Annotated in this window: 18 protein-coding genes; 1 reads left to right on the top strand and 17 read right to left on the bottom strand. The window is 47.7% G+C overall.

Going from position 1 to position 22,963, the window contains the following annotated elements:
- Positions 1-113: 113 nt before the first annotated feature.
- The 4 genes from EKM92_RS10885 to EKM92_RS10870 all read right to left on the bottom strand — a co-directional run bounded on the left by EKM92_RS10885 (position 114) and on the right by EKM92_RS10870 (position 5,469).
- Entirely contained in the window at positions 114-2,243 is a 2,130-nt protein-coding gene (locus EKM92_RS10885) for a glycosyl hydrolase family 65 domain-containing protein (RefSeq protein WP_125710707.1), read from the bottom strand.
- A 55-nt stretch (positions 2,244-2,298) separates the two neighbouring features.
- Entirely contained in the window at positions 2,299-3,123 is an 825-nt protein-coding gene (locus EKM92_RS10880) for a carbohydrate ABC transporter permease (RefSeq protein WP_125710705.1), read from the bottom strand.
- A complete protein-coding gene (locus tag EKM92_RS10875) occupies positions 3,123-3,983 on the bottom strand; it encodes a carbohydrate ABC transporter permease (protein WP_125710703.1) in 861 nt (286 codons plus the stop codon). Before EKM92_RS10875 ends, EKM92_RS10880 begins: the two co-directional genes overlap by 1 nt.
- 184 nt (positions 3,984-4,167) lie before the next feature.
- Positions 4,168-5,469, bottom strand: coding sequence for an ABC transporter substrate-binding protein (locus EKM92_RS10870; protein WP_164509979.1), 1,302 nt, complete (start codon positions 5,467-5,469; stop codon positions 4,168-4,170).
- A 245-nt stretch (positions 5,470-5,714) separates the two neighbouring features.
- Here EKM92_RS10870 and EKM92_RS10865 point away from each other — a divergent pair, with 245 nt between their 5' ends.
- Positions 5,715-6,395, top strand: coding sequence for a hypothetical protein (locus tag EKM92_RS10865; protein ID WP_125710698.1), 681 nt, complete (start codon positions 5,715-5,717; stop codon positions 6,393-6,395).
- Between the two features lie 26 nt (positions 6,396-6,421).
- Here EKM92_RS10865 and pgmB read toward each other — a convergent pair whose 3' ends face one another.
- From pgmB to murQ, 13 genes are all read right to left on the bottom strand, one after another.
- The gene (gene pgmB / locus EKM92_RS10860) at positions 6,422-7,081 is read right to left on the bottom strand and encodes a beta-phosphoglucomutase (protein WP_125710696.1); all 660 of its coding nucleotides are present in this window, start codon (positions 7,079-7,081) and stop codon (positions 6,422-6,424) included.
- Positions 7,082-7,091: 10 nt separating this feature from the next.
- Entirely contained in the window at positions 7,092-9,341 is a 2,250-nt protein-coding gene (locus EKM92_RS10855; protein WP_125710694.1) for a glycoside hydrolase family 65 protein, read from the bottom strand.
- Between the two features lie 138 nt (positions 9,342-9,479).
- Complete coding sequence (locus tag EKM92_RS10850) at positions 9,480-11,219, bottom strand: glycoside hydrolase family 13 protein (protein WP_125710692.1); 1,740 nt, start codon at positions 11,217-11,219, stop codon at positions 9,480-9,482.
- Positions 11,209-12,867 (bottom strand): alpha-glucosidase, encoded by a 1,659-nt coding sequence (locus EKM92_RS10845; protein ID WP_125710690.1) that lies wholly within the window; start codon positions 12,865-12,867, stop codon positions 11,209-11,211. The genes EKM92_RS10850 and EKM92_RS10845 overlap by 11 nt, the downstream gene beginning before the upstream one ends.
- A gap of 79 nt (positions 12,868-12,946) precedes the next feature.
- Entirely contained in the window at positions 12,947-13,519 is a 573-nt protein-coding gene (locus EKM92_RS10840) for a uracil-DNA glycosylase family protein (RefSeq protein WP_125710688.1), read from the bottom strand.
- 1,267 nt (positions 13,520-14,786) lie between these two features.
- Entirely contained in the window at positions 14,787-16,166 is a 1,380-nt protein-coding gene (locus EKM92_RS10835; protein ID WP_125710687.1) for an MATE family efflux transporter, read from the bottom strand.
- 183 nt (positions 16,167-16,349) lie between these two features.
- Positions 16,350-17,213, bottom strand: a complete 864-nt coding sequence (locus EKM92_RS13830) for a TPM domain-containing protein (protein ID WP_164509978.1) — start codon at positions 17,211-17,213, stop codon at positions 16,350-16,352.
- A 13-nt stretch (positions 17,214-17,226) separates the two neighbouring features.
- A complete protein-coding gene (locus EKM92_RS10825; protein WP_125710685.1) occupies positions 17,227-17,814 on the bottom strand; it encodes a LemA family protein in 588 nt (195 codons plus the stop codon).
- A gap of 116 nt (positions 17,815-17,930) precedes the next feature.
- Positions 17,931-19,058, bottom strand: coding sequence for an anhydro-N-acetylmuramic acid kinase AnmK (gene anmK / locus EKM92_RS10820; protein WP_125710683.1), 1,128 nt, complete (start codon positions 19,056-19,058; stop codon positions 17,931-17,933).
- Between the two features lie 372 nt (positions 19,059-19,430).
- Positions 19,431-19,697 (bottom strand): diacylglycerol kinase, encoded by a 267-nt coding sequence (locus tag EKM92_RS10815; protein ID WP_125710681.1) that lies wholly within the window; start codon positions 19,695-19,697, stop codon positions 19,431-19,433.
- Positions 19,698-19,719: 22 nt separating this feature from the next.
- Positions 19,720-21,036, bottom strand: coding sequence for a PTS sugar transporter subunit IIC (locus tag EKM92_RS10810; RefSeq protein WP_125710679.1), 1,317 nt, complete (start codon positions 21,034-21,036; stop codon positions 19,720-19,722).
- A gap of 151 nt (positions 21,037-21,187) precedes the next feature.
- Positions 21,188-22,045 carry a MurR/RpiR family transcriptional regulator gene (locus tag EKM92_RS10805; protein ID WP_125710677.1) on the bottom strand — a complete coding sequence of 286 codons (858 nt, stop codon included), beginning with the start codon at positions 22,043-22,045 and terminating at the stop codon, positions 21,188-21,190.
- 16 nt (positions 22,046-22,061) lie between these two features.
- Positions 22,062-22,958, bottom strand: coding sequence for an N-acetylmuramic acid 6-phosphate etherase (gene murQ, locus EKM92_RS10800; RefSeq protein ID WP_125710675.1), 897 nt, complete (start codon positions 22,956-22,958; stop codon positions 22,062-22,064).
- Positions 22,959-22,963: the final 5 nt, after the last annotated feature.

Here is a 22,963-nt window from a genome sequence, read left to right as displayed (position 1 = left end):
AAGTCACCGATTGCATATCGACAACTTGCCCTTCAAGAGGCTGCATAACCAAGTTATTTAATTGTCCAACCTAATGGGTTCACATCATGCACTCATTGCAAACAGCATCTTTTTTACATCGGCTGAATCGTCGCGGTATCTTGCGTGACTTGTGCTTGATACCACCGCCCGCGGACACACACTTTAAAGCTGACCGATTGCCAGTGACTTGGCAAGTGACTCGCAACAGTCGGGCGCCCATCAACTTCTTGCAACCCGCAAAAGCCTTGCACCACATCCATCCAAGCCCCGCCGTTAGCTGCGGGATGGGTGCCACCGATATACACACCACCGGCAAATTGTTTGGATTTTCCCGTTAAATCAACTGTCGCTGATTGCATAAAGAAGGGATAAGCCCAGTCTGCTTTACCGATTTCACAAGCTACTAACGCATAAGTCGATGCCGAAAGCGTGGAACCGTGTTCGGTGCGCGGTTCATAATATTGCCAATTCAACAATTTCTGTTCCGTGGTGTAATCGTTCTGGAATTGCTTCAGTAACAACACCACATCTGCTTGTTTGATCACTTGGGTATCGCTGGCAACGCCATACGCCCCGCCCCAATATTCGTTGGGCTTTAACAAGCGGTCGCGCACTGCCGGCACGAAAACATTTTCCAAATCGCGATAGCCATCAAATTGCGGGATCACGCCATCTGCATCAGGTTCAGGAATGTATAAATCAACCACATAATCGCTGAGCCGCGCTTGCCAAGTCCCCCAATCAACTTGTTGTTGAATTTCTTTAAGGCGTTCAGGATCAGCTTTTGCCACCACAACAACGCCTTCAAGGGCCGCTTGCACTGTCGCTAACGCCGCGCGATTGGTGTAGGCATTGTTGTTGACACGTTCGTGATATTCATCTGGGCCGAGGACATCTAACAATTCAAAGCGGTGTTTCAACGGGGACCAATAGCTTCTCGAATAATAGAATTTCGCACATTCGATCAAGACTTGCAACCCACCATCCGTCAGCAACCTCACATCGCCAGTGAGTTGATAACTCGACCACAGCGCCATGGCCACTGCTGCAGAAATATGGATCTGCTTATCTTTAAAATAGGTCCGCATCGGCCGCCCAGTGAACACATCAGTGACATTGTAATCGCTGGTGGCATCGCGACCATCTGCTTGGCTTTCCCACGCATAAAAGGCGCCTTGATAGCCATAGTGCTGGGCTTTTTTCAATGCTTGAGGCAACGTGTTGATGCGATAATTCAACAATCGCCGTGCAACTTCAGGATCGGTTCTTAAGAAAAACGGCAACATAAACATTTCCGTATCCCAGAAAAAGGCCCCTTTATAAGTTTGTCCCGACAACCCGCGGGCTGGGATCGACAGATCCAAGTGATGCGGTGCAATGCTTTGAAGTTGATACAAGCTATAGCGTAATGCTAAGTCAGCGTCATTATCCCCTGTGATCTGCACATTACTGCGATCCCAGCGCTTTGCCCAAGTCGCTTTGTGTTCAGCGAGTTGGTCTTGGTAGTCGGTTTCGTGAAGACCTTGCGTGATCGTTGAGACTAAGCGTTCAGCTGGGACATCTAAGCTGGTGTACACCAAGGCTTGAACCGTATAAGTGTAAGTCACGCCTGGCTTTGCTTCAGTGCTTAGTCGCGTTCCTGAAGATCGCCACTGCAGCGCGTCAACACGTTGGGTGACCGCGACAAGATCTCCTTCACCAGTCGTCAACAAGATCCCATCAGTGATCGGCTTCTCGTCTACGAAGTGCGGGCCGTTGAGATCCCACACTTTTGGATCAATGGCATGATCGATCACGACTTCTGCTGGTCGATCAACTTGCACAGAAACTTTTCCAGCAAGTAAATGTTCATCTGCGGCACTAGCAAAGCGTTCTGTCGTTAACGTGACTTGCACCCCACCAAGTTCAAAAGTGGTTTGGCGATGATGCACCGCGGCTTTGAGATCCAACCATTGACGGTGTGCGAGCTTCGGCGTTTCATCGGTCAACTGCTCACCATTCACTGATAACGTCAAATGAAGCGGATCTGGCGCATTCACCGGTTCACGCCATGCATCCCCGTGTTTGTCATAGACGCCTAACAAATTCACCGCGACGAAATCTTTAGCAGACATTTCCTCTAACGTGCCGCGATACCCTAGATAACCGTTCGCGATCAAAAAGGTATTCCCGTTTTGCACGACCTTCGTCGCATCGCTTGTTTCAACAGTCCATTGTGACATATTATCCTCCTAACAAAATAGGCCAAGGCCTTCATAGCCTTGACCCATTGGGATATTACTTGACCGCACCTTCGGAAACCCCAGCAATGATCTGCTTTTGCATCACGAAGTAGAAAATGATCACTGGAATGATCGCAATGGTCAACCCAGCCATGGCTAAGTGCCACTGCTTGGTGAATTGCCCAAAGAAATCAAACATCGTCAGTGGAATGGTTTGTGAACCTGGTTGGTTGATGACCAAACTTGGCAGCAGGTAATCGTTCCAGATCCACATCACATTCAGCAACGCCACTGTCACAGTGGTTGGTTGCAACATTGGGAAGATCACTTTGGAGAAGATCTGCCAGCGACTCGCACCATCAATGATTGCCGCTTCATCAAGGGCTTGCGGGATCCCTTTCATCGCGCCGTTATATAAGAACACTGACATGCTGGCACCAAAGCCCAAGTACATGAACACCAACCCTGGACGATTCAACATGTTGACGCGCCCGAACACGGAAACCAAAGGGATCATAACGGATTGGAATGGGACTAACATTGCGGCAACGAACAACATGTAGAAGAAGCCGCTCCACTTGCTTTTCGTCCGTTGGATCGCATAAGCAGCCAACGCGGAAAAGAAGATAATGATCGCTACAGATACGACGGTGATCACCAACGAGTTCATAAACGTGGAGACAATGTTCAAGTCTTTAGCAGAATTGACATAGTTGGCGAAGTTTAAATGCGTCGGCAACCCTAAGGTGTCACTGAACAATTCCTTTTTCGTTTTAAAGGAGTTGGTCAACATCAGATAAAACGGGGAGATCCAGATCAAGCCTAAAATACAGCCGACAATGATCATCCAAATTTTTTTGGTATTTTTTTCTGCATGCATTAGGCTTCGATCTCCTTTCTAGACGTGAGGTAAACTTGCGTCAAGGAAATGATCGCCACGAAGACGAAGAAGATCACAGCCTTAGCTTGGGCAAACCCCATTTTATTCATGGAAAACGCGGTGTTGTAAATGTTCATCGCGACCATTTGCGTCGAGTTGTAAGGGCCACCTGCCGTTAATGACAAGTTTTGATCGTACAACTTGAAGCAGTTGGACAAGGTCATAAACAAGGAAACCGTAAACCCTGGCATAATCAATGGGAACTTGATCTGCCAGAACTTTTGCATCGCGGTGGCACCGTCCAAGTCAGCAGCTTCCAGCAATGATTGATCGATCCCTTGTAAATAAGAGATGTAGATCACCATGATGTAGCCGGAATATTGCCAAACCATCACGATCACCAAAGCCCAAAAGCCGGTGTTAGTGGTGGCAAGCCAGCTGCCAAGGCCTGGGATACCGGTTAATTTCCCGAATGCGGAGAAGGCTTCAACAAAGATAAATTGCCAAATGAACCCTAAGATCAACCCACCGATCAAGTTCGGCATAAAGAAGATCGTCCGCAAAATGTTGGCACCTTTAAACTTGTTGGTGACTAACACCGCCAGGCCTAAGCCGATCACATTGATCAACACAATGGCGATCACTGAGAATTTAATGGTGAACCACAGTGATGCCAAGTACGTCGGGTCTTTTAACGCGTTAATGTAGTTTGAGATCCCGACAAAGGCACTTTGAGAAACCCCATCCCAGTTGGTGAAGGAATAAAAGATCCCATAAAAGAATGGCAACAGTACCACTAAGAACAATGCGATCAAAACTGGTGCCGAAAATAGGTAAAACCAGGTTTTTTTCTTGGACATCACGTAACCCCCTTGAAAATATCGTCTAACATCTACGTGCATCTGCCAATTGGCTGCCTTGTGCACGTCGATGCGCACATGGGACTGATGGAACAAATAATGGCGAGATGCGGCATCCCGCACCTAAATCAAATTTGGAAAAACAAGAAGGAGAGAATGTCTCCTCTCCCTCCATCATCAAAGCTTACTGACCAGCACGTGCTGTCTTCCAGGCAGCTTCAGAATTCTTGATCGCAGTGTTCCAGCTTTCTTTGCCAGCCACATACTTTTGTAATTCTGGTGCCATGCCGTTTTGAGCCCAGTCAGTGGCAAACCCACCGAAGACTAAGCCTTGGGTCTTCTTGTCGCTGATATAAGAGTAGGCATCTTTACCTAAAGGATCAGAGATCTTGGAAGAGTCAAAGCCAGAATATGCAGGCACGACTTTGAGTTTCGTCAAGACAATGTTCTTACCTTCTTTAGAAGTGAACAACCAATCCAAGAAGTCACGAGAAGCCTTTTGAGTCTTAGTGTCAGCTTGTTTGTTAACAGCCCACCATTGGGTCACACCAACTGGCAATTTGCCAGCAGATTCGTTGTTAACAGGAATTGGGATAATGCCAATGTTTTTGGCGAGGTTCTTGTCAACAGATTCGATGGTTGGGTATACCCAAGTCCCTTGTTCTGCCATCGCCACTTTGCCAGTGGAGAACAACTTTTCAATTTGCGTGGAGTAATCCATGGATTGAACGGGTTGTGCAGAGTACTTGGTTGTCGCATCGATATATTGCTTGAAGTAATCAGAGTTCTTCCAAGAAATGGTCTTAGCGTTGTAAGCCTTAGTCACAGAACCATTGAATTCTTGAGATAAGAATGGATCAACGGCATGTTGGCCAATGACCCACCATTCCTTCATTGGAAAGGCAGTGGCAGCTTCAATACCTAATTCAGACTTCTTGTCGTTTAAGGTCTGCAAGGCATTTTCATAAGCAGCCATCGTGGTGATCTTAGAAGCATCGATACCAGCCTTTTGGAAAATGGTCTTGTTATAAACGATCCCGATGGCTTCTTGTAACACTGGATAGCCTAAGACTTGGCTGCCAGACTTCACGGTGTTTAAGGTGCCAGGCAAAGCTTTCTTGATGGCTTTGCCGGAAGAAACATCAGACAGATACTTCTTGTAAGTCTGCAGTTGTTGTGGGCCTTCCAAAGCGAAGATATCTGGTGTCTTACCAGATTGCATCTTAGCTTTCAAAGCGGTTTGGTAATCAGTCCCACCACCAACGGAAGTGACCTTGACCTTAACACCTTTGTGCGTCTTGTTATAAGTGGCAGCTGCGGCATTGAGTTGATCTTTAAATTCAACCTTCATGTTGTAGAAATCAACCGTAGTCGTTTTACTTGAGCTACTAGAACTGCTGGAGCAGGCGGTCATTGTCATTGCACCACCAAGCAGTGCAGCCCCGACAACAACGCTTTTCACTAACTTATGCTTTGTCCCTAACATCTTTCTCATCCTCTCTTACGAAGCGCTTACATTTATTATCATATCCGGCCGACGGGTAACACACAAGTGCTAAACGCCTAAAAATCGGCTGTTACCGCTATCAGAAATTTGATCCTACAAAATATTAACCCAACAGAATATTATTAATCTATAATGCGACAACAAAGCGTGACGTAATACGTTTCTGGCGCCTTTTCACAAATCGTCTATGCTAAAATAAAACTAACAAACTCTCGGAGGTCCCTATGTCCAAACATCAATCCAAAACCCCACTGGCACAAAACATTGTCAATTGGCTTTACCCGATCACGATTTTAGGTTTATTCACCATCACGATCGAAGCGCCGTTGTTGGCAGCGTTGCTTTTTTTGAAGATCAGTTGGTTGAAAGTTATCTTGGTTTGGTTGTTTTTGTTGCCAGTTGGACCAGTGGCTACGGCAGTGATCGCAGTTGCTGGACACTTTCTTCACACGCAAACACCCGGTTTGTACGTTGATGCTTGGCGCTTCTTACGCCAAAACGGTAGTGAAGCCTTGCGTTTGTGGTTGCCAACATGGCTCTTTTGTTTGCCACTGTGGGCCTATAGCCAAGGGGTCTTAGACGAACGGGCGCCTTGGTTATACGTGTTGATCCCGCTGTTATTTGTCATCGCCTTGGTATTATTGCTATTGCAAACTGCCGTGTGGATGATCAATGCCAATTTCACCTTCCAATACCGTGATTACTGGCGTTTGGCCATCGGTGGGTTTGCGGCGAACAAATTAACGCTGTTCGCTAATTTATTACTTGTCTTCATCGGCTTTGCGATCGGTGCTTGGTTTAGCCCATTGCTTTTGATCGTATTAAGCACTTGCTTGTTCGTGCCGATGGTGGCATTAGACCAACCGCTGTTGGCCTGGGTCAAGGCAAACTTTATTAAGCCATAGACCCCACCTCCTTAAAGGTTTTGACATTAAGCGTCAAATGCTTGGCGAATTGCATCAAGTGATAAGTCTGCTGTACTTGGCACAATGTAATCAGCTTGATGCAACACTTTGGCATCCCCGATCCCGACAGCAAATTGGTTCGCTGCTTTAATCGCTTGCACCCCAGCTGACGCGTCTTCAAAGCTGATCACTTCATCGGCGTTAAGGTGCAACGCTTGTTGGGCCAGTTCAAAAATTTCTGGATCTGGCTTGCCGCGATGAAGTTTTGCGGGATCCACGATCGCATCAAAAGCGTCGCTTAGTTGCAAATGTTGCAAGATCGTCGGGGCGTTTTTTGACGCTGACGCGATACTCATATGCAACCCTTGGGCTTTGGCATCCCGTAACAATTGCGCAATGCCTGGTAAAATATCTTCAGGCGTCAGCGTTTGAATCAATTCGAGGTATAAGTCGTTTTTGCTTTTGGCAAAAGCGGCTTTTTCGTCGTCTGAATAGGCATCGACTTTGTTGCCATAGCTTAAGATCAAATTCAGTGAGTCCAGCCGTGAACGCCCACGTAGCGCGTCGTTGGCCTCTGGTGGCAACACGATATCAAGGCGTTTGGCCAATTGGTTCCACGCTTGTAAATGAAAGCGTGCCGTATCTGCGATCACGCCATCTAAATCAAAAATCAATCCTTTGAGCATGCAACCTCTCCTAACTTAAATGGACAGTTTCGTTGTTGACTAAGACATCGATCGGATCACCTGACACCAGCTTCAACGTGGTGTCATCTGCAACATCAACGGCGATCAACCGGCCGCGATAATTCAAGGTGAAGCTATAATGGGTCCAACCTTTTGGTACGAACGGCTTAAAGCTTAGTTGACCATTGGTGTAACGCATCCCGGCAAAGCCTTGGACGATCGCTAACCAACCACCAGACATCGACGTGATGTGGAGCCCATCTTCAGTGTCGTTGTTGTAATCATCAAGGTCTAGACGTGCAGTCCGTGCGTAAAGTTCGACCGCTTTTTCTTCTTTGCCCAATTCTGCAGCTAAAATCGCGTGAATTGAAGCAGACAGTGACGATTCATGCACTGTCATCGGTTCATAGAAGTCAAAGTTCGCTTCTTTTTGCTCGCGGGTGAAGCGATCATTCAAGAAGTAAATGCCTTGCAACACGTCAGCTTGTTTGATGAATGGTGACCGCAAGATCTTATCCCATGACCAGTGTTGATTCAGTGGGCGTTGATCTGCTGGGATCGAACTAGCTGGCCGCAAGTCTTTATCCAAGAACGTATCGTGTTGCACAAAGATCCCTAAATCTTTATCTTCTGGATAATACATCCGATCAACAATATCTTGCCAATGGGCCTTTTCGTCGTCAGTAACAGCCAGCGCACTCACTTTATCAACATCAGCTTTTGGTAGGCGTTCAAGGGTGTATTGCAACTCCCAAGCTGCCATGGTGTTGGTAAACCAGTTGTTGTTGACGTTGTTTTCATATTCGTTAGGGCCAGTGACACCATGGATCATATATTGCCCATGACGTTTGGAAAAATGGACCCGATCTGCCCAAAAGCGGGCAACGCCAACTAACACGTCGATGCCATCGCCGTTAACATATGATTCATCGCCGGTGTAGTCGGTGTATTGCTTAATGGCAAAAGCAATATCAGAGTTACGGTGGAGTTCTTCAAACGTGATCTCCCATTCGTTGTGGCATTCAATGCCGTTGAAGGTCACCATTGGGAACAACGCCCCGGCTAATCCTTGTTGTTGGGCGTTGTGATAAGCACCTGGCAATTGATCATGCCGATATTGCAACAAAGCCCGAGTAACATGCGGTGGCGTCACGGCTAAATACATTGGCACCACGTAAGCTTCAGTGTCCCAATAAGTGGCACCACCATATTTTTCACCGGTGAAGCCTTTAGGACCAATGTTTAAGCGCGTGTCTTCGCCGTAATAGGTCATAAACAGTTGCGCAATGCTGAAACGAATGCCTTGTTGCGCCGCAGCGTCGCCGTCGATCACCACATCTGATTGGGCCCAGCGCTTGGTCCAAACTGCAGTGTGTGCAGCTAAGGCGTCGTCAAAGCTTTGTGGCAATAGTTCTGCCATCAGCTTTTCGGCAAGGTCTGGTTGTTGGGCTGGTTCAACATCGCGGCTGGTTAAGACGATCACGCGCTTTTCAACGGTGAGGGTATCACCTTGCGCTAAATCATAGTTCAAGGTTTCATCTAAACGGCCAGCACTCGTTGCCCGCAACCCAGTGATCGCATCACCATTAACTTTCAGCGCTTGTTTAAGCAATACCGTAAACTGCGGCACACCGAAAGGATTGGCTTTAGTTTCCAATTGGATCGATCCGAGATCTGCGTCTTCATGTTGCGGGATCCAGAAATGTTCGTCGAAATTGGCATCTTCGTTGGTGACATTGCCATCGATCGCTGCGTCAAAAGTCAACTGGGCGCTACCTTTCAACACCTTGGCATCGACCTTGATCAAGCCAGCTTGTTGCATAGCGTTTGAGACGAACCGTTCAAATTTGAAGGCGACTTCAACATCCGCGCCAACATAAACGAAACTGCGAGTCAACAGTCCTTGATGCAAGTCCAATTGTAAGTTGAAGTCGCGGAAATCGTTTTTAGCCAAGTCGAGTTTTTCACCATTGATGGTGATCCCTAAGTTAATAAAACTCGGGGCGTTGATCGCTTTGCCAAAATATTCTGGATAGCCGTTTTTCCACCAGCCGACGCGGGTTTTATCTGGGAACCACACCCCTGCTAAGTAGGTCCCTAACAAGGTGTCGCCAGAATAGCCTTCTTCAAAGTTCCCACGCATGCCCATGTAGCCATTCCCAATCGCCGTCAAAGATTCTTGCAGGCGTTTATTTTCTCGATCTAACTGGTGAGTGGGCACCAGCCAAGCATCGATATCAAATAATCGTTTTACACTCATTTATACTCACTCCGTTTCACTTTTCACTACTCCAGCGTACCAGCCTGGAAAGCGCTTTTACAAGTGGTGAGCGGCTGTTACCGTTATCAGAAATTTAACCCATACAAAAAGGCAAGCTTGCACTTGCCTGTTCGTAACTTATTCAACAGTGATCACAAAACCATGTGGTGATAATTCACCAAATGCCGCCCCTTGTTGCCACTGGCCTGTGGGTTTAAACGCGACAGAAGCGCTGGTGGTGTTAAACCATGCCGTGAGTTGTTGGGTCGAAGTTTGGCGAGTCACTTTGATCAACCCATGATCGGTGAGGTGATATTGCAGGATGCCTTGACTTAACAATTCAGAATATTGCCGACGCATTTGGACCAGGGTATGGACCTTTTGCCACGTGGATTCACCAAGTTGTGCCCAGTCCATTGCTTTGCGATCGTCAGGATCGTCATCGCCAAACATCCCCATTTCCGTGCCGTAATACAAACATGGCGCCCCTGGTTGAATGAACATAAAGGCTAAGGCTTGCAACATTTTGCTGATATCACCGCCTGCTTGCGTCAATAAGCGTGGGGTATCATGGGAATCCAGTTGATTCAACATCGCAGTGTTAGTGGCTGTGCGATAATGCATCAATTGATCGGACAACCGCGCGATCATTTGCGCTGCCGTGCTTGCCCCAGTTAAAAAGTGATCGGCGATTTGTTGGGTGAAAGGATAATTCATCACTCCAGTAAATTCGTCGCCATTCAACCAAGGTTGCGCATTGTGCCACACTTCACCCACCAAATAAACATCAGGCTTCAATGCTGTCACGGCTTGCCGTAACATTCGCCAAAAGTGATGATCAACTTCATTGGCCACATCCAACCGCCAAGCATCAATATCTGCGACTTGGATCCAATAAGTCGCGATTTTTAATAAAAATGCTTGCACCTCAAGGTTTTCTGTGTTGAGCTTCGGCATTTGCGATTCATAAGCAAAAGTTTCATATTGCGGTTGGCCAGCGCCTTGGTTTGGATCGCGATAGGGGATCAGGGGCCACTCGTGAATGTGAAACCAATCAACATATGGCGACTGTTGCCCTTTTTCTAAAACATCTTGCCATTGCGGTGAGAAATACCCGATATGATTGAATACCGCATCAAGCATCACATGCATTCCGCGGGCATGCGCGTCGGCGACCAACCGCTTAAATAAGTCCAGATCCCCAAAGCCGGGATCGATTTGGAAATAATCGCAAGTATCATATTTGTGATTGGACTTGGCTTTAAACACTGGGCAAAAATATAAGCCGTTGATCCCAAGCGCTGCTAAATCATCTAAATGATCGATCACCCCTTGCAAATCGCCACCAAAGAAATCTTCGCGATTGGGATGAGCTTGTGGATCCCAAGGCCGCACTGAAGGCGGATCTAATTGCACATCGCCATTGGCAAAACGATCAGGGAAAATTTGATACCACACCGTTTGCGTCACCCATTGCGGCACATCAACTTGGCCTTCTGGATGTAAATACGGGAGATGAAAGGCATTATTTGGATCTTGACGCATCGCTTGCGTGTCAGCGCGAAAGCCGCGATCGCCAAGTAACATACGACCACCAGCATGATCTGAGACAATAAACCAATACTGCAGACGCGCATTAGGGACTGTTACATCCGCTTGCCAATAGTCATGGACTTCACCTTTGGCCACTTTCGTCATTGACTTAGAGAAACTTTGCCACTGCGCAGATTCTGGTTGCGTTGCATAAGGATCACCATAAAACACCGTGACCTGTTGCAAGTCATCGATTGCCGCATGGACTCGCAGACGGACAGTGTTGGCAGTAATCATAAAACAGTCTTCTGACTGCGGACGATGACTGATGGCCTCAAGTTTCATGAATTCCTCCTTTGCGCAATACCACTCCTGCTTCAGGCATTAACGTCAAGCGGTCACCATCGAGTTGATAGTCGCCACAAGCTAGCGCCACTTCAAAATCACTTGCAGGTAGGGTTAACGTGGTTTTTTGGGTGCCGATCGCAACCGCGACGATTGCAGTTTGCGCATCAAGTTGACGTTGATACACATAACTTTGATCATCAGTGGTCAGTTGCAAATAATCCCCTTGTTGAAACAACGGCAACTGCTTCAACGCCAGCACTTGTTGATAAAAGTGCAACATGCTATCAGGTGCTTGGCGCTGAACACTCACAGTATCCGTCGCGTGACTGTGGCCTTCAAGCCAAGGTGTCTGCGTTGAAAAACCGGCATGAGCAGACGTATCCCAAAGCATTGGGCCTCGGGCAGGTAGCTTATGGGTCGCATTGACCATCGCGAGTGCTTCATCGGCTGTGAGGCCTTGTTTGTGCGCCGCTTGCATAAAAGTATCGACAGTTTGATCGTCAAAGTCCGTAGCCGTTTCAAACGTTAAATTCTGCATGCCGAGTTCTTCACCGTAATAAATGATCGGCAAGCCTCGTTGCAAATACATCAACAACGCTAAACTTTTAGCTGCAAGTTCGCTATGCGCCACGCGCCCGTACACCCGCGCCATATCATGATTGCCCCAATATAAAATCGGTGCACTTGGCAAAGTCTGCTGCCAAATCACTTGTTGTTGCTTGAAGGCTAACCAATCCATTGGCAACGGCTGATAGGCTTGTGGCAACGCTGGATCCGTCTGGGTGGCGTCAGCAGTGAAATACCGAAAGGTGATCACCGCATCCATTAAATGATCGGTGTAACGCGTGCCAAGTTCAACACTGGCACTGGCCGCTTCCCCCAATAAGAACATATTTGGATAGTCAGTTTTCAAATGGGTGACAAACGGCTGCAGCCAAGTTTTTACTTGCGGCAGATTAGCAAAAAAGCTTTCTGCCACCACTGCTTCATCGTCGCCAGTGGCAGTGGGATAATTTTGATTTAGCGGAGCTTTGGCAATATGAATAAAGGCATCAGCACGCAAGCCATCGATCCCTTTAGCTAACCAGAAATCACACACATCTTCCATCGCGTGACGGAGTTCTGGATTCGCCCAGTTGAGATCTGGCATATGCGTATCAAACAAGTGGAAGTATGACGCACCACTCCCTGTAGGGTCTGGGCTCCACACCGACCCACCAAAAAAGCTTCCCCAGTTATTCGGCTTTTTGCCATCGTGACCAGCGAAAATATAATAATCGCGATAAATTGAGTTCACTGAGCTCGTCGCATCTTGAAACCAAGGGTGTTGATCTGACGTGTGATTCAACGCGATATCCAACAACAAATGCATATCAGCGTCGTGCAACGCCTGAATCAACGCTTCCATGTCCGCCATCGTCCCGAGGCTTTGATCGATCGTATAATAATTGGCGACATCATAGCCGTTATCAACTTGAGGCGAGGCAAACACGGGATTCAACCACACAGTGTTGATCCCCAATGCTTTTAAATATGGGATCCGCTGTTTGATCCCATTAAGATCCCCGATGCCATCACCATTTGAATCTTGAAATGACTTGGGATAGATCTGATAAATGATTGCTTGATCATACCAATGTGCCATACGCCCACCGCCTTTCTCCTAGCTATAGGATACAAGTTGAGACAATGTAAGCGCAAGCATTTGCGACCTGTTATCGTTATCAGAAATTTGCACGCACTTGGCGTTGTAACTCAGGCAACACGCTTTGTTGAAACCACGGATTTTTGTGCAACCAACCATAGTTTAACGGTGAAGGGTGGACCAAGGGAAAATACGGTTGGTAGGCTTCAAAATTGCGGACCGTTTCCGTCAACGTGTGCTCGCGTTTGGGCAAATAATATTTCACGGCATACATTCCGATCAACAGCGTCAACTTCACATGAGGCATCAATTGCAAGATTGGTTGATGCCACTTTTCGGCGAAACCTTTGCGCGGTGGCAAGTCACCACTTTTCCCGCGGCCAGGATAATAGAAATCTAGCGGCACCACGCCGATTTTACCAGAATCATAGAATTCTTCAGCAGTGACACCCATCCACTCTCGCAAACGATCCCCTGACGCATCACGCCAATAAGTTTTCGCCAGTTGTGCCGAGCGGCTCGGTGCTTGGCTGACGATCAAAATCGTCGCTTCAGGTTCAACGTGATACAGCGGCTCGATCCCAGCTTTAGTGAATTCAGCGTTGGCTGGATCTTGTTTGATCGCGTCAAAAATTTCTTGTGCAGTGGGCATCGCATGACCTCCAAGATTTGGTGCATCGATTATACCGCAATTGCAATGCCTTGGTTGGAATTCACACTTTTTGCGAAAAAATTGCACCAACCAAAACAATTTTTTAGCGCGAAAAGTCTGATACATCAAGCTTAAACGCATGATTTCAGCTTATTTATAAAAAACATTCATAGGGTTTGGTCTTGTCACGGGTAGCCGGACGCGTTATCATCATCGTCAGGAGGAGTAGACGGCTTAGGCCAAGTCGCCTGTACCACTTCATGGCGAAGCGGAAGAGCTTCGTTAAACCGAATGAGACAGACCCGCAGCGCCGCAGCGACTCACGTTTGGTTGTTGTGCAACGCTGGATCTCTCGTATCAGAGTGCCGGTACTGAAGGGCCCCTGTGGGGTTCAAACCAGTGACACCGGGTCGAGTTCCCTATGGCGACATAGGAAGCTTGTGCGCCTGTGGACGAAAGGCTAATGCATTGCTGAATAGTCCCTAAAGTGGTCGACGCCTAATAAGTTTCGGCGACGCAGATACGCACATGTATTGTTATCACGCTAAAACGTAATTGAATCGGCATTAAAGCCACAGGTCCACGAAATAGGCAACTGTTTCGTGGATTTGGTGTGCCATCAGCCTTTCACGACTCATCGCGACGAGAATTTTGTTCCCTGCACCCGACTAGACACCCATGTTATGATTTGGATATTGAAAAACCCATACCACAAATGTGATATGGGCCGCGCGACCGTCTTATGGCGGTGGTCGAGTGATTAAATCTTAATAGTGCCAACTAGAAAGCCGTACGCCAACTCGCCAAAGTCTCTGTACGGCTTTTCGCTTGCATTTTTTCGGTCTTGTTGGACCTTTAGTCGCGATCAGCTCCCGTTTGACGCGACGATGTCTAAGCACTGTCTCTTCGATGTTCACGAACTTGGAAAAAATTCGATCGATCGCTGTCATGAGCTTTTACGCAACGTGATGATCGCCACGATGACGACTATCACAGTTAACAAGCTAGGACTCCTTTCTCTAGGATCAGTTCCAGTGCCTGGGTAACCCATTTGCACCACTCCCTTCGATTGTGAGACCACCGCGCAATCAACTCAGCGCACTTCCATTATCCCATGGCTGACATGACGCCGGCTATTGCATGTTATTTTATCAATCATTATCAATAAGATAATCGTATCAAATCGCATAAAAACACGGACAACCGGTCATCACAACCAGTTGTCCGTATTTGCTTTCGTCATTGAATCAACGAATCCTATCAATTTTTAAATCGACTCGCCTGATGCTTCTGCTGCTTTTTGAGCAGCTTGACGATCTTCTTTTTGACGGATCTTCTTCATCGTTCTGAAGTAGACGTTGACTAACACGAAGACTGAGCCTAGCCATGCCAGCGGATTCGCCATTGAGGCCCCGGCAAAGCCTAAGTGCGTCACTAACACGATCCCCGCAAACGCCCGCATCATTAATTCAAACAACCCAGCGACTGTTGGCACCATCGTTTTGCCTAACCCTTGCAGCAAATTCCGCATGGTGAACAAAATCGCAAGCAACCAGTACATGCTGGCGTTGTAGTGGAAATAAGTTTGGGCCAGCGCTGTGACTGCCGGTTGATTGGGACCTAAGAATAAGTTAACCAACGGCTTACCAAACAAAATGATCAGCGCACCGAGTACGGCAGAAACCCCAACATTCAACGCTAAGGTTTGATGGACACCGCGGCGAATGCGACCATATTCACGCGCACCTAAGTTTTGGGCAGCAAAGGTCGCCATCGCCAATCCAAACGATGACGCCGGCAACGTTGCCAGTTGATCGATGCGCCCAGCTGCGGTATATGCGGCAACTGCATCAGTCCCTAAGGTGTTGAGCATCACTTGCAAGATCACTGATCCGATGGCGATGATCGACATGCTAAAGCCCATTGGCAAGCCAACTTTCAAGTGTTTGACAATACTTGGCCAATCAAACGTGAGATCTTGTTTGCGAATCACCAACAGTGGGATATGTTTTTTAATGAACAACCAACACAGGATCGCGGAGAAAGTCTGCGCGATCACCGTTGCCCAGCCGGCACCAGCAACACCCCAGTGAAATCCGAGAATAAACAGCAATTCCAGGCAAATGTTCACGACAGTGGCGATGATCAAGAAAATCAACGGCGTCCGCGAATCCCCAAGTGCTCGCATCATGTTGCTTAACAAGTTAAACGCCATCGACGCAAATACCCCGATGAAGATCACGCGCACAAAGGCGACAGATTGATCGATGATCTCAGGTGGCGTTTGCATTAATTCCAGCAATGGCCGCGTCATTGATACGGAAACGACGGTCAATATCGCCGTCAACGCCACGCTGATCCAAATGCTTGACCCAAAGCTTTTACGCACGCCTTGTTCATCGCGCGCCCCAAAAGCTTGAGCGGTCAACACCGAAAGTCCTGCGGTGGTACCTTGGGCAAAACCGATGATCAAAAAGTTGATACTCCCAGTCGCCCCAACGGCAGCTAACGCATCTTTGCCGATCGTTCGGCCAACAATCAACGCATCCATGAAACTATATAACTGTTGAAAGACATTCCCGATCAAAAGTGGAATGGTAAATAAAATCACCAATTTCAACGGATTGCCTTTTGTTAACGTGCGCACACTACCCCTCCTTTGCGTAACCGATTTCTTCAACTCCGAGTATCTTATGCCAGTTTGCACCAAAAGTCATTAGGTTCAGGCGATGTAAATAAAGATTATTGTATTTTCATAAAAGATGATATGTAAAAACACCCAGACCAAAAAGTCTGAGTGTTTCACGATTTGTGAAGTTGCGTACGTCGATTAAATGCCAGCGCCACCGCCGCCACCATCGCCGCCGCCCCAACCAGAGCCGCCGCCAAATCCTCCGCCGCCGCCGAAACCACCGCCAGAACCGCCATCAAACGGTCCGCGTGGGCCACGACGACCACTGCCAAGCAAACTCCCGAGCAGGCCCCACAAGATCCAGTCGTTGTTGCCGCGACGTCGGCGACCGCCGCCACCATTACCACCACCGCCACCAATAGACAGCAAGATAATGATCGCGATCACCACGCCAAAGGCCACTTTCATGATGCCGCTAAACAAACTGTTACTGCGAGATTCCGTTTGTTGTTGCGATTCACTATTCGCATCAGTCGTTGACGATTTGAATTTGTACTTTTGGTCGATGACTTTGGCAACATCTTTGAACACTCCGCGAATCGCAGTGTTCACCTGCGCATCAGACTTCGACTTGATGTCTGCTTTGTGCGCTTGTAAGATCTGTTCAGCTTGCGCGTCAGTGAGGTCTGACTCCATGCCATAGCCGGTGGAAATGAACATATTGTTGTTGCCGTTGTTTTTGGCAAACACGATCACGACGCCGTTGTTGCGCTTAGCATTGCCAACGCCCCAATTGTGCAAAATGTCTGCGGCGTAACTGGCAATGTCGCCACCACTGGATTTCACCACAGCAACCCCGATTTGCGGCTGCTGGGTGGTGTTGCTCCAGGCTTTGTTGGTTGAATTGATCAACGATTTACTTTGATCATCTAACAAATTCAACCCATCATAATAATTCACGCCAGCAGGTTTAGCTGGTACGGCGGCAGCTTGCACCGGCTGGGCGGCAAACAACCACATGAAAACTGGTAATAATAAAAGCCACCAGCGATGCTTTTTCATCTCATCACATCTTTCAGTTATTCAAGTCGACCTTTGGCACTTCGCTAGCTGATGGATCTGCTTTGAAAGTCGCCTTTTGGCCGAGGCCCATCATATTCGCAAAAATGTTCTTCGGGAAGGTCACAACACTTTGGTTGTAGGCCTTCACGTCTTCGATATAGCGTTGACGTTCGGTGCTGATGCGGTTTTCGCTACCTTCCAGTTGTGTCATCAAGGTTTGAACATTTGCTTGAGATGACAACTGTGGATAAGATTCTTTGATCACTGAGATCAAGTTTGCCGTTTGGGCTTGTAATTGACTGTCAGCTGTTGCTTTTGCTTTAGTTGTTGTCGCGTTGTTGTAGTTGCTGCGAGCCTTGGCGATATTGTCAAAAATCTCAGTTTCGTGATTCATCGAGCCTTTGACGGCGCTGACTAAGTTTGGGATCAAATCGGCACGCCGTTGCATGACGTTTTCCACTTGACTCCATTGCGCTGTGACTTCCTGATTTTGCTTGGCTAAGCTGTTGTAGGTGCTGACCCCGTAGATCCCGAAGATCACCGCAACGGCTGCGATGATCAAGCCGGTGATGGCCACAGGACTTAATCGTTTGCTTTGCATGGTAATAACCCCTCTCATAATAAGTTAAGTGTACCATGTCGCACGCCCGTCGCGTCAGCCTTAAGGCGGATATCTGCACGTATTCAAAAAGACGGCATCACGCCGCCTTTTTGAAATCAATCATAATACGTGACACTACCTAAGATCACCGGCCGCCTAGCACCTGTGGCGCTTGGCACATTGCTAGGCTCATGATGCAAGGTTTGATTGCCTAACACGACCATGGCGACGGCTTCTTTGGCATCAGAGCGCAGCCCTAAGTCTTCTTGACGCAACACCGTGGCCACTGGTAACAACATTTGAATTCGACGCATTAACGTCGGATTATAACTCCCGCCGCCACCAACGATCAATTCCGTTTCTTCATGGCAAAACGGCCGTAGTGCATCAGCAATGGTTTGTGCTGTTAGCTCAGTCGCTGTCGCGATCCAATCGTCAGGCGCAAGGTGACTGTTTGCCAGCAGTTGATCGACATATTGTTTCCCGAAACGTTCGCGTCCGGTGGTTTTAGGAGGCGTCTGCTTAAAGTAATCATCTGCAAGCAACGCCTTTAACACCGTTTGATCGACGTGCCCTGCTGCGGCATGTTGACCATTAGCGTCATATTCTTCGTTGAAATAGCGCCGACACAATTCATCGATCACCATATTCCCTGGCCCGGTATCAAAGGCTAACAGATCAAACATCCCCGCATGTTGCGGGATCACGGTGACATTGGCGATGCCGCCGATATTTTGGAGTAGTCGCGTCTTGGTGTCACTGCGATACAACACATATTCAGAATATGGCACGATCGGCGCGCCTAAGCCGCCAACGGCCATATCTCGCGAGCGAAAGTCACTGACCACTGTGGTGTGAGTGAGTTCGCAAAGCACCGCCGCATTACCAATTTGCATCGTCGACGCCACTTCACCGACAGGCGGCTTGGGCAAGTGATAAATAGTTTGCCCATGGCTGGCCACAAAATCTAAAGCTTCTAAATCAACGCCGGCTTTGGTGCACAAATGTCGCACTGCTTCAGCAAATTTTTGCCCTAACGCAAAATCTAAACTACAGATCTCTTCTAGCGTGGCGGTGTCATTGTTCAATGATTTGGCGATCAACGCTTTAAAGCCTGGAGCAAATGGCAACGTTTCAAAGGCGCGCAGTTTGACTTGCGTTGATTCTGAAACGCCGTTAATTTCCACTAATGCCGCATCGACGCCATCTAGCGACGTCCCCGACATTAAACCGACTGCTAACATTTCAAACCTCCTACATATTTGAAAAAGTGGCTAAACTAAATGACATCCAGCCTCACACGTTTCATCGCCATCAGGTAACAGCGGGATCGCGGAGTGGAAGTGATTTGAAATTGGGACGGAAGCTGGCCGCCGCTACATGGTGAGATTTCCGTTAGCGACTTGTCGCTTACGGAAAGCCGCAGGGAAAGATCCGGCGAGAGGTGAGCGTAGCGAAGCGCTCGGCTAGCTTTCCCGAGGACCCTCACTATGTAGCGGCGAGCCAGCTGGAGTCCAAATTTCAACTCACTGTATCGGAGCTAGCGCGCAGCCGCCTGATGGCGGTCCAGCAATGATCGAAAAAAGTGCCGTCCGCAGACGACACTTCCGTTGAGTTTACATATGCCCTTTGACTAAGAAGTAACTGTGCTCCTCGATCATAAAGGTGATCGCACAAATCGCACACAGCCCGTATAGAATAGCACTGACAATGTTATTCAAATGTGGCCAAATCGCATAAGGAATGATCATGACCAAAAATGCAGCCCAGGCCCAAACCCAACGATTGATTTTAATATTCTTCCGCTTTAATACCGCGATCAGCCATTGCGCAAGCGCAAAGAGTAATAAAAATCCGACGAAAATGATCAACCAATATAACATCAGGCATCCCTCAATTCAAATTCTAGTTAGCAGCTTCGGTAGTATCTTCATCCAGTTTACCATGACCACTTTGTTCATCAAGGTACATCTTGTTGTCATATGCTTTAACAAATGGCAGGTAGATGATGAAGGCCACAAACATGTTGAACAAGATCAAGACGATCATCCGCCAGTCGTTCCCAGCAGATAAGAACCCACCAATTGGTGCTGGCAGCGTCCATGCAGGGATCGTGGTGAAGCCGTTGACTAACCCGAACTTAACGGCGAAGTATGAAATTGTCGTCAAGATCAGTGGCACTAAGTTAAATGGAATGAACATGTATGGGTTCAACATCATTGGTGCCCCGAAAATCATTGGTTCGTTAATGTTGAAGATCCCAGGAATAATGGAGAAGCGACCGACTTCTTTTAAGAACTTGGACTTGCAAATGGTCAAGAACAAAATCGCAACCACAAGCGTTGCCCCAGCACCACCAATGGTAACTGTCCATTGATAGAATTGTTCTGGCGCGATGTAAGGTAACTTCGTCGCAGCAGTGCCTTTAGCTAAAGCATCGCCGTTGGCATTCAACATGATCAACCACATTGGGCGAACCACAGAACCGACGATGGACATCCCGTGGATCCCGAAGCTCCACAGCAAGTGGATCAAGAACATTGGGAGTAAGGCACCTAACAAGTTATTGCCTAAAATGTTGGTCAAAGGTTGGAACAAAGATAATAATGCCGCGTTGACGTCAAAGCCGGCAACGTCGCGGATCAACCAAACAAAAGTGATGATCACAGCCCCAGGGATCAAGGCTTCAAAAGAACGTGATACCGCTGGTGGCACTTGTTCAGGCATTTTGATGGTGATGTTGTGAGTCTTGAAGAAGCGATAAGTTTCAACCGCAAAAATCATCGCCAAGATCCCAGCAAACATCCCAGAAGCCCCTAATGAGCTCATTGGGATGACAAAGCCAAGTGGTGCAGACTTTGGGGTCAGCACGTTAACTGGCATTTGTAACATGAAGAAAGCACCCAGTGACAAGATCCCACCGGTGACCCCATCAAGCTTGTATGACTTGGCGAGGTCTTGCCCCATGACGAAGGTGGCGTAAATGGCCATCAAGCCCATGGTCATGCGGTATGGCAAAACGATAGTTGCAGAGTATGGTGCTAAAAACTTGGCCCATGCGGCAATTGGCAAGTTGATAAACACCATGAAGAACGTCCCGATCAAAATCAAGGACAGTGACGAAACAACCCCGTTACGGATGGCAAGCAGATGACGTTGGGTCCCGATCTTCGCCATTGGTGGAACAAGTCGCTTTTCGACCCATTTCATTGTTTTGTCCAAAGTAATCACTCCTTGTAATGTGAGTATGAATAAGTTCGACTTGAAGACATGTAATCGTCTTCATTTTGAATTGTAGCAGGTTAAAATTAAATTTCAAGAATTAATTCAAAAAAGTTTAAACAAGGAATTATTATTTTATTCGTTTACAATATTAGCCTAATTGGCGTTTATAATCGCGAACGATTTTATGGGAATTCTCTAACGCCACAGAACTGGCTTCAAAATTGTTGCTGACAAAGTCATAGAAAATAATATCGATGATCATAAATTGGGCTAACAGTGAGTTGGTTGCGGCAATCCGATTTGGCGTTTCTTTTGGTTGAGAGGTATGCACCGCAATATCTGAGGCTTTGGCTAAAGAGTTGTTCCCAAAGCGCGTCAAAGACACCAACTTAATGCCGATTTCTCGGGCAAATTTGGCGGCAACTAATGCTTCCGGTGATTCCCCTGAATTTGAGATCACCCATAACACATCCCCTGGTTGAGCATTGACCATTTTGGGTAATAAGTTATTTAAATCGTCATCTGCGACAGTGGGATAGCCGATGCGGTTCCATTTTTGACAAATGTTTTGCGCGGCTAAGCCAGAAGCGCCGATCCCAAAGACAAATAATTGCTTAGCGGAAGCCACGGCTTTGATCAATTCCGACACTTCTTGGGCGTTGACTTGATCAGTGGTTTCACGGATCGATTGCAAGGCACTGGCGAGCAATTTGTCTTTGATCGAATCTAAGTCTTCGTTAGGGGTGATATCAGCATAATCTTGCGGGACTGATTGATTCTTGGTGATGTCTGCCGTCAACAAGATCTTCAAGGTAGTGAAACCTTCGATATCGAGGCTTTTGGTCAACCGGATCACCGTTGCCGGACTAGACCCTGCTTCTTTTGCCAGTTCTGAAGCGGTCATGTTAATGACGTCTCGCGGGTGCGCCAAAATGTAATCAGCAATTTTGATCTCCGCTTTAGACAAATCACCGCGAGCATTTAAAATGCGACCATTCACAGACATGTGATCACTTCTCCTTTTAATTCAATGCGTGTAGCGCACGGGCAATAAACCCATCAGCTGCCTTTAATGCAGCAGTCGCTTGGGCGTAATCCACGTGACCTTCTAACATTACGATCGCAATTTTTGGTTCATGATGAGCGCGTTCATAATAATCCGCGGCAGTGTCAAAATCCGCCCCTGTGGCATCAGCGATGATCCGCTTAGCCCGATCGATCAGCTTCAAGTTGGTGGCTTTCACATCAACCATCAAGTTCCCATAGACTTTCCCTAGCTTGATCATCACTGTCGTTGACAGCATATTTAACAACAATTTCTCAACGGTGCCGGCTTTCATTCGCGTGGAGCCAGTCACCACTTCAGGGCCGACCACCGCTTCGATCGCGGTGTCTGCGTGTTTGGAGATTTCAGCATCAGGATTGCAAGCTAACGCCCCAGTTTTTGCCCCGATCGAACGCGCATAATCTAACCCGCCGATGACATAAGGCGTACGACCAGACGCGGCTAATCCTAAGACAAAATCTTTTGCTGACAGCTGATGGGCTTTGAGGTCATCGGCACCGCCAACGGCACTATCTTCAGCCCCTTCGACAGCTTCCGTCATGGCTTTTTGACCGCCTGCGATCAATCCTTGCACCAGTTCTGGGGAGGTCCCATAAGTTGGAACACATTCGGCAGCATCTAATACGCCGAGGCGACCACTGGTACCAGCGCCGATATAAAATAAACGCCCACCGTTGCGCAAAGATTCGACCACTTGATCAGTGATTGTGGTCAGTGGCGTCATCACTTTGGGTGCGGCGATCACTTTGGGCACTTGCTGATCTTGTTGGTTGATCACTTGCAAGATTGCTTGGGTGCTCATGGTATCGATATGGCTAGTAGCGGGATTTCGGGCTTCTGTTGGTTTTTCCATGGGTA

This window comes from Lacticaseibacillus porcinae (genome assembly GCF_003946305.1).
Lineage (GTDB): Bacteria > Bacillota > Bacilli > Lactobacillales > Lactobacillaceae > Lacticaseibacillus > Lacticaseibacillus porcinae.
The sequence above is the reverse complement of the archived record's forward strand: the minus strand, read 5'-3'. Positions and strand labels throughout refer to the sequence as shown.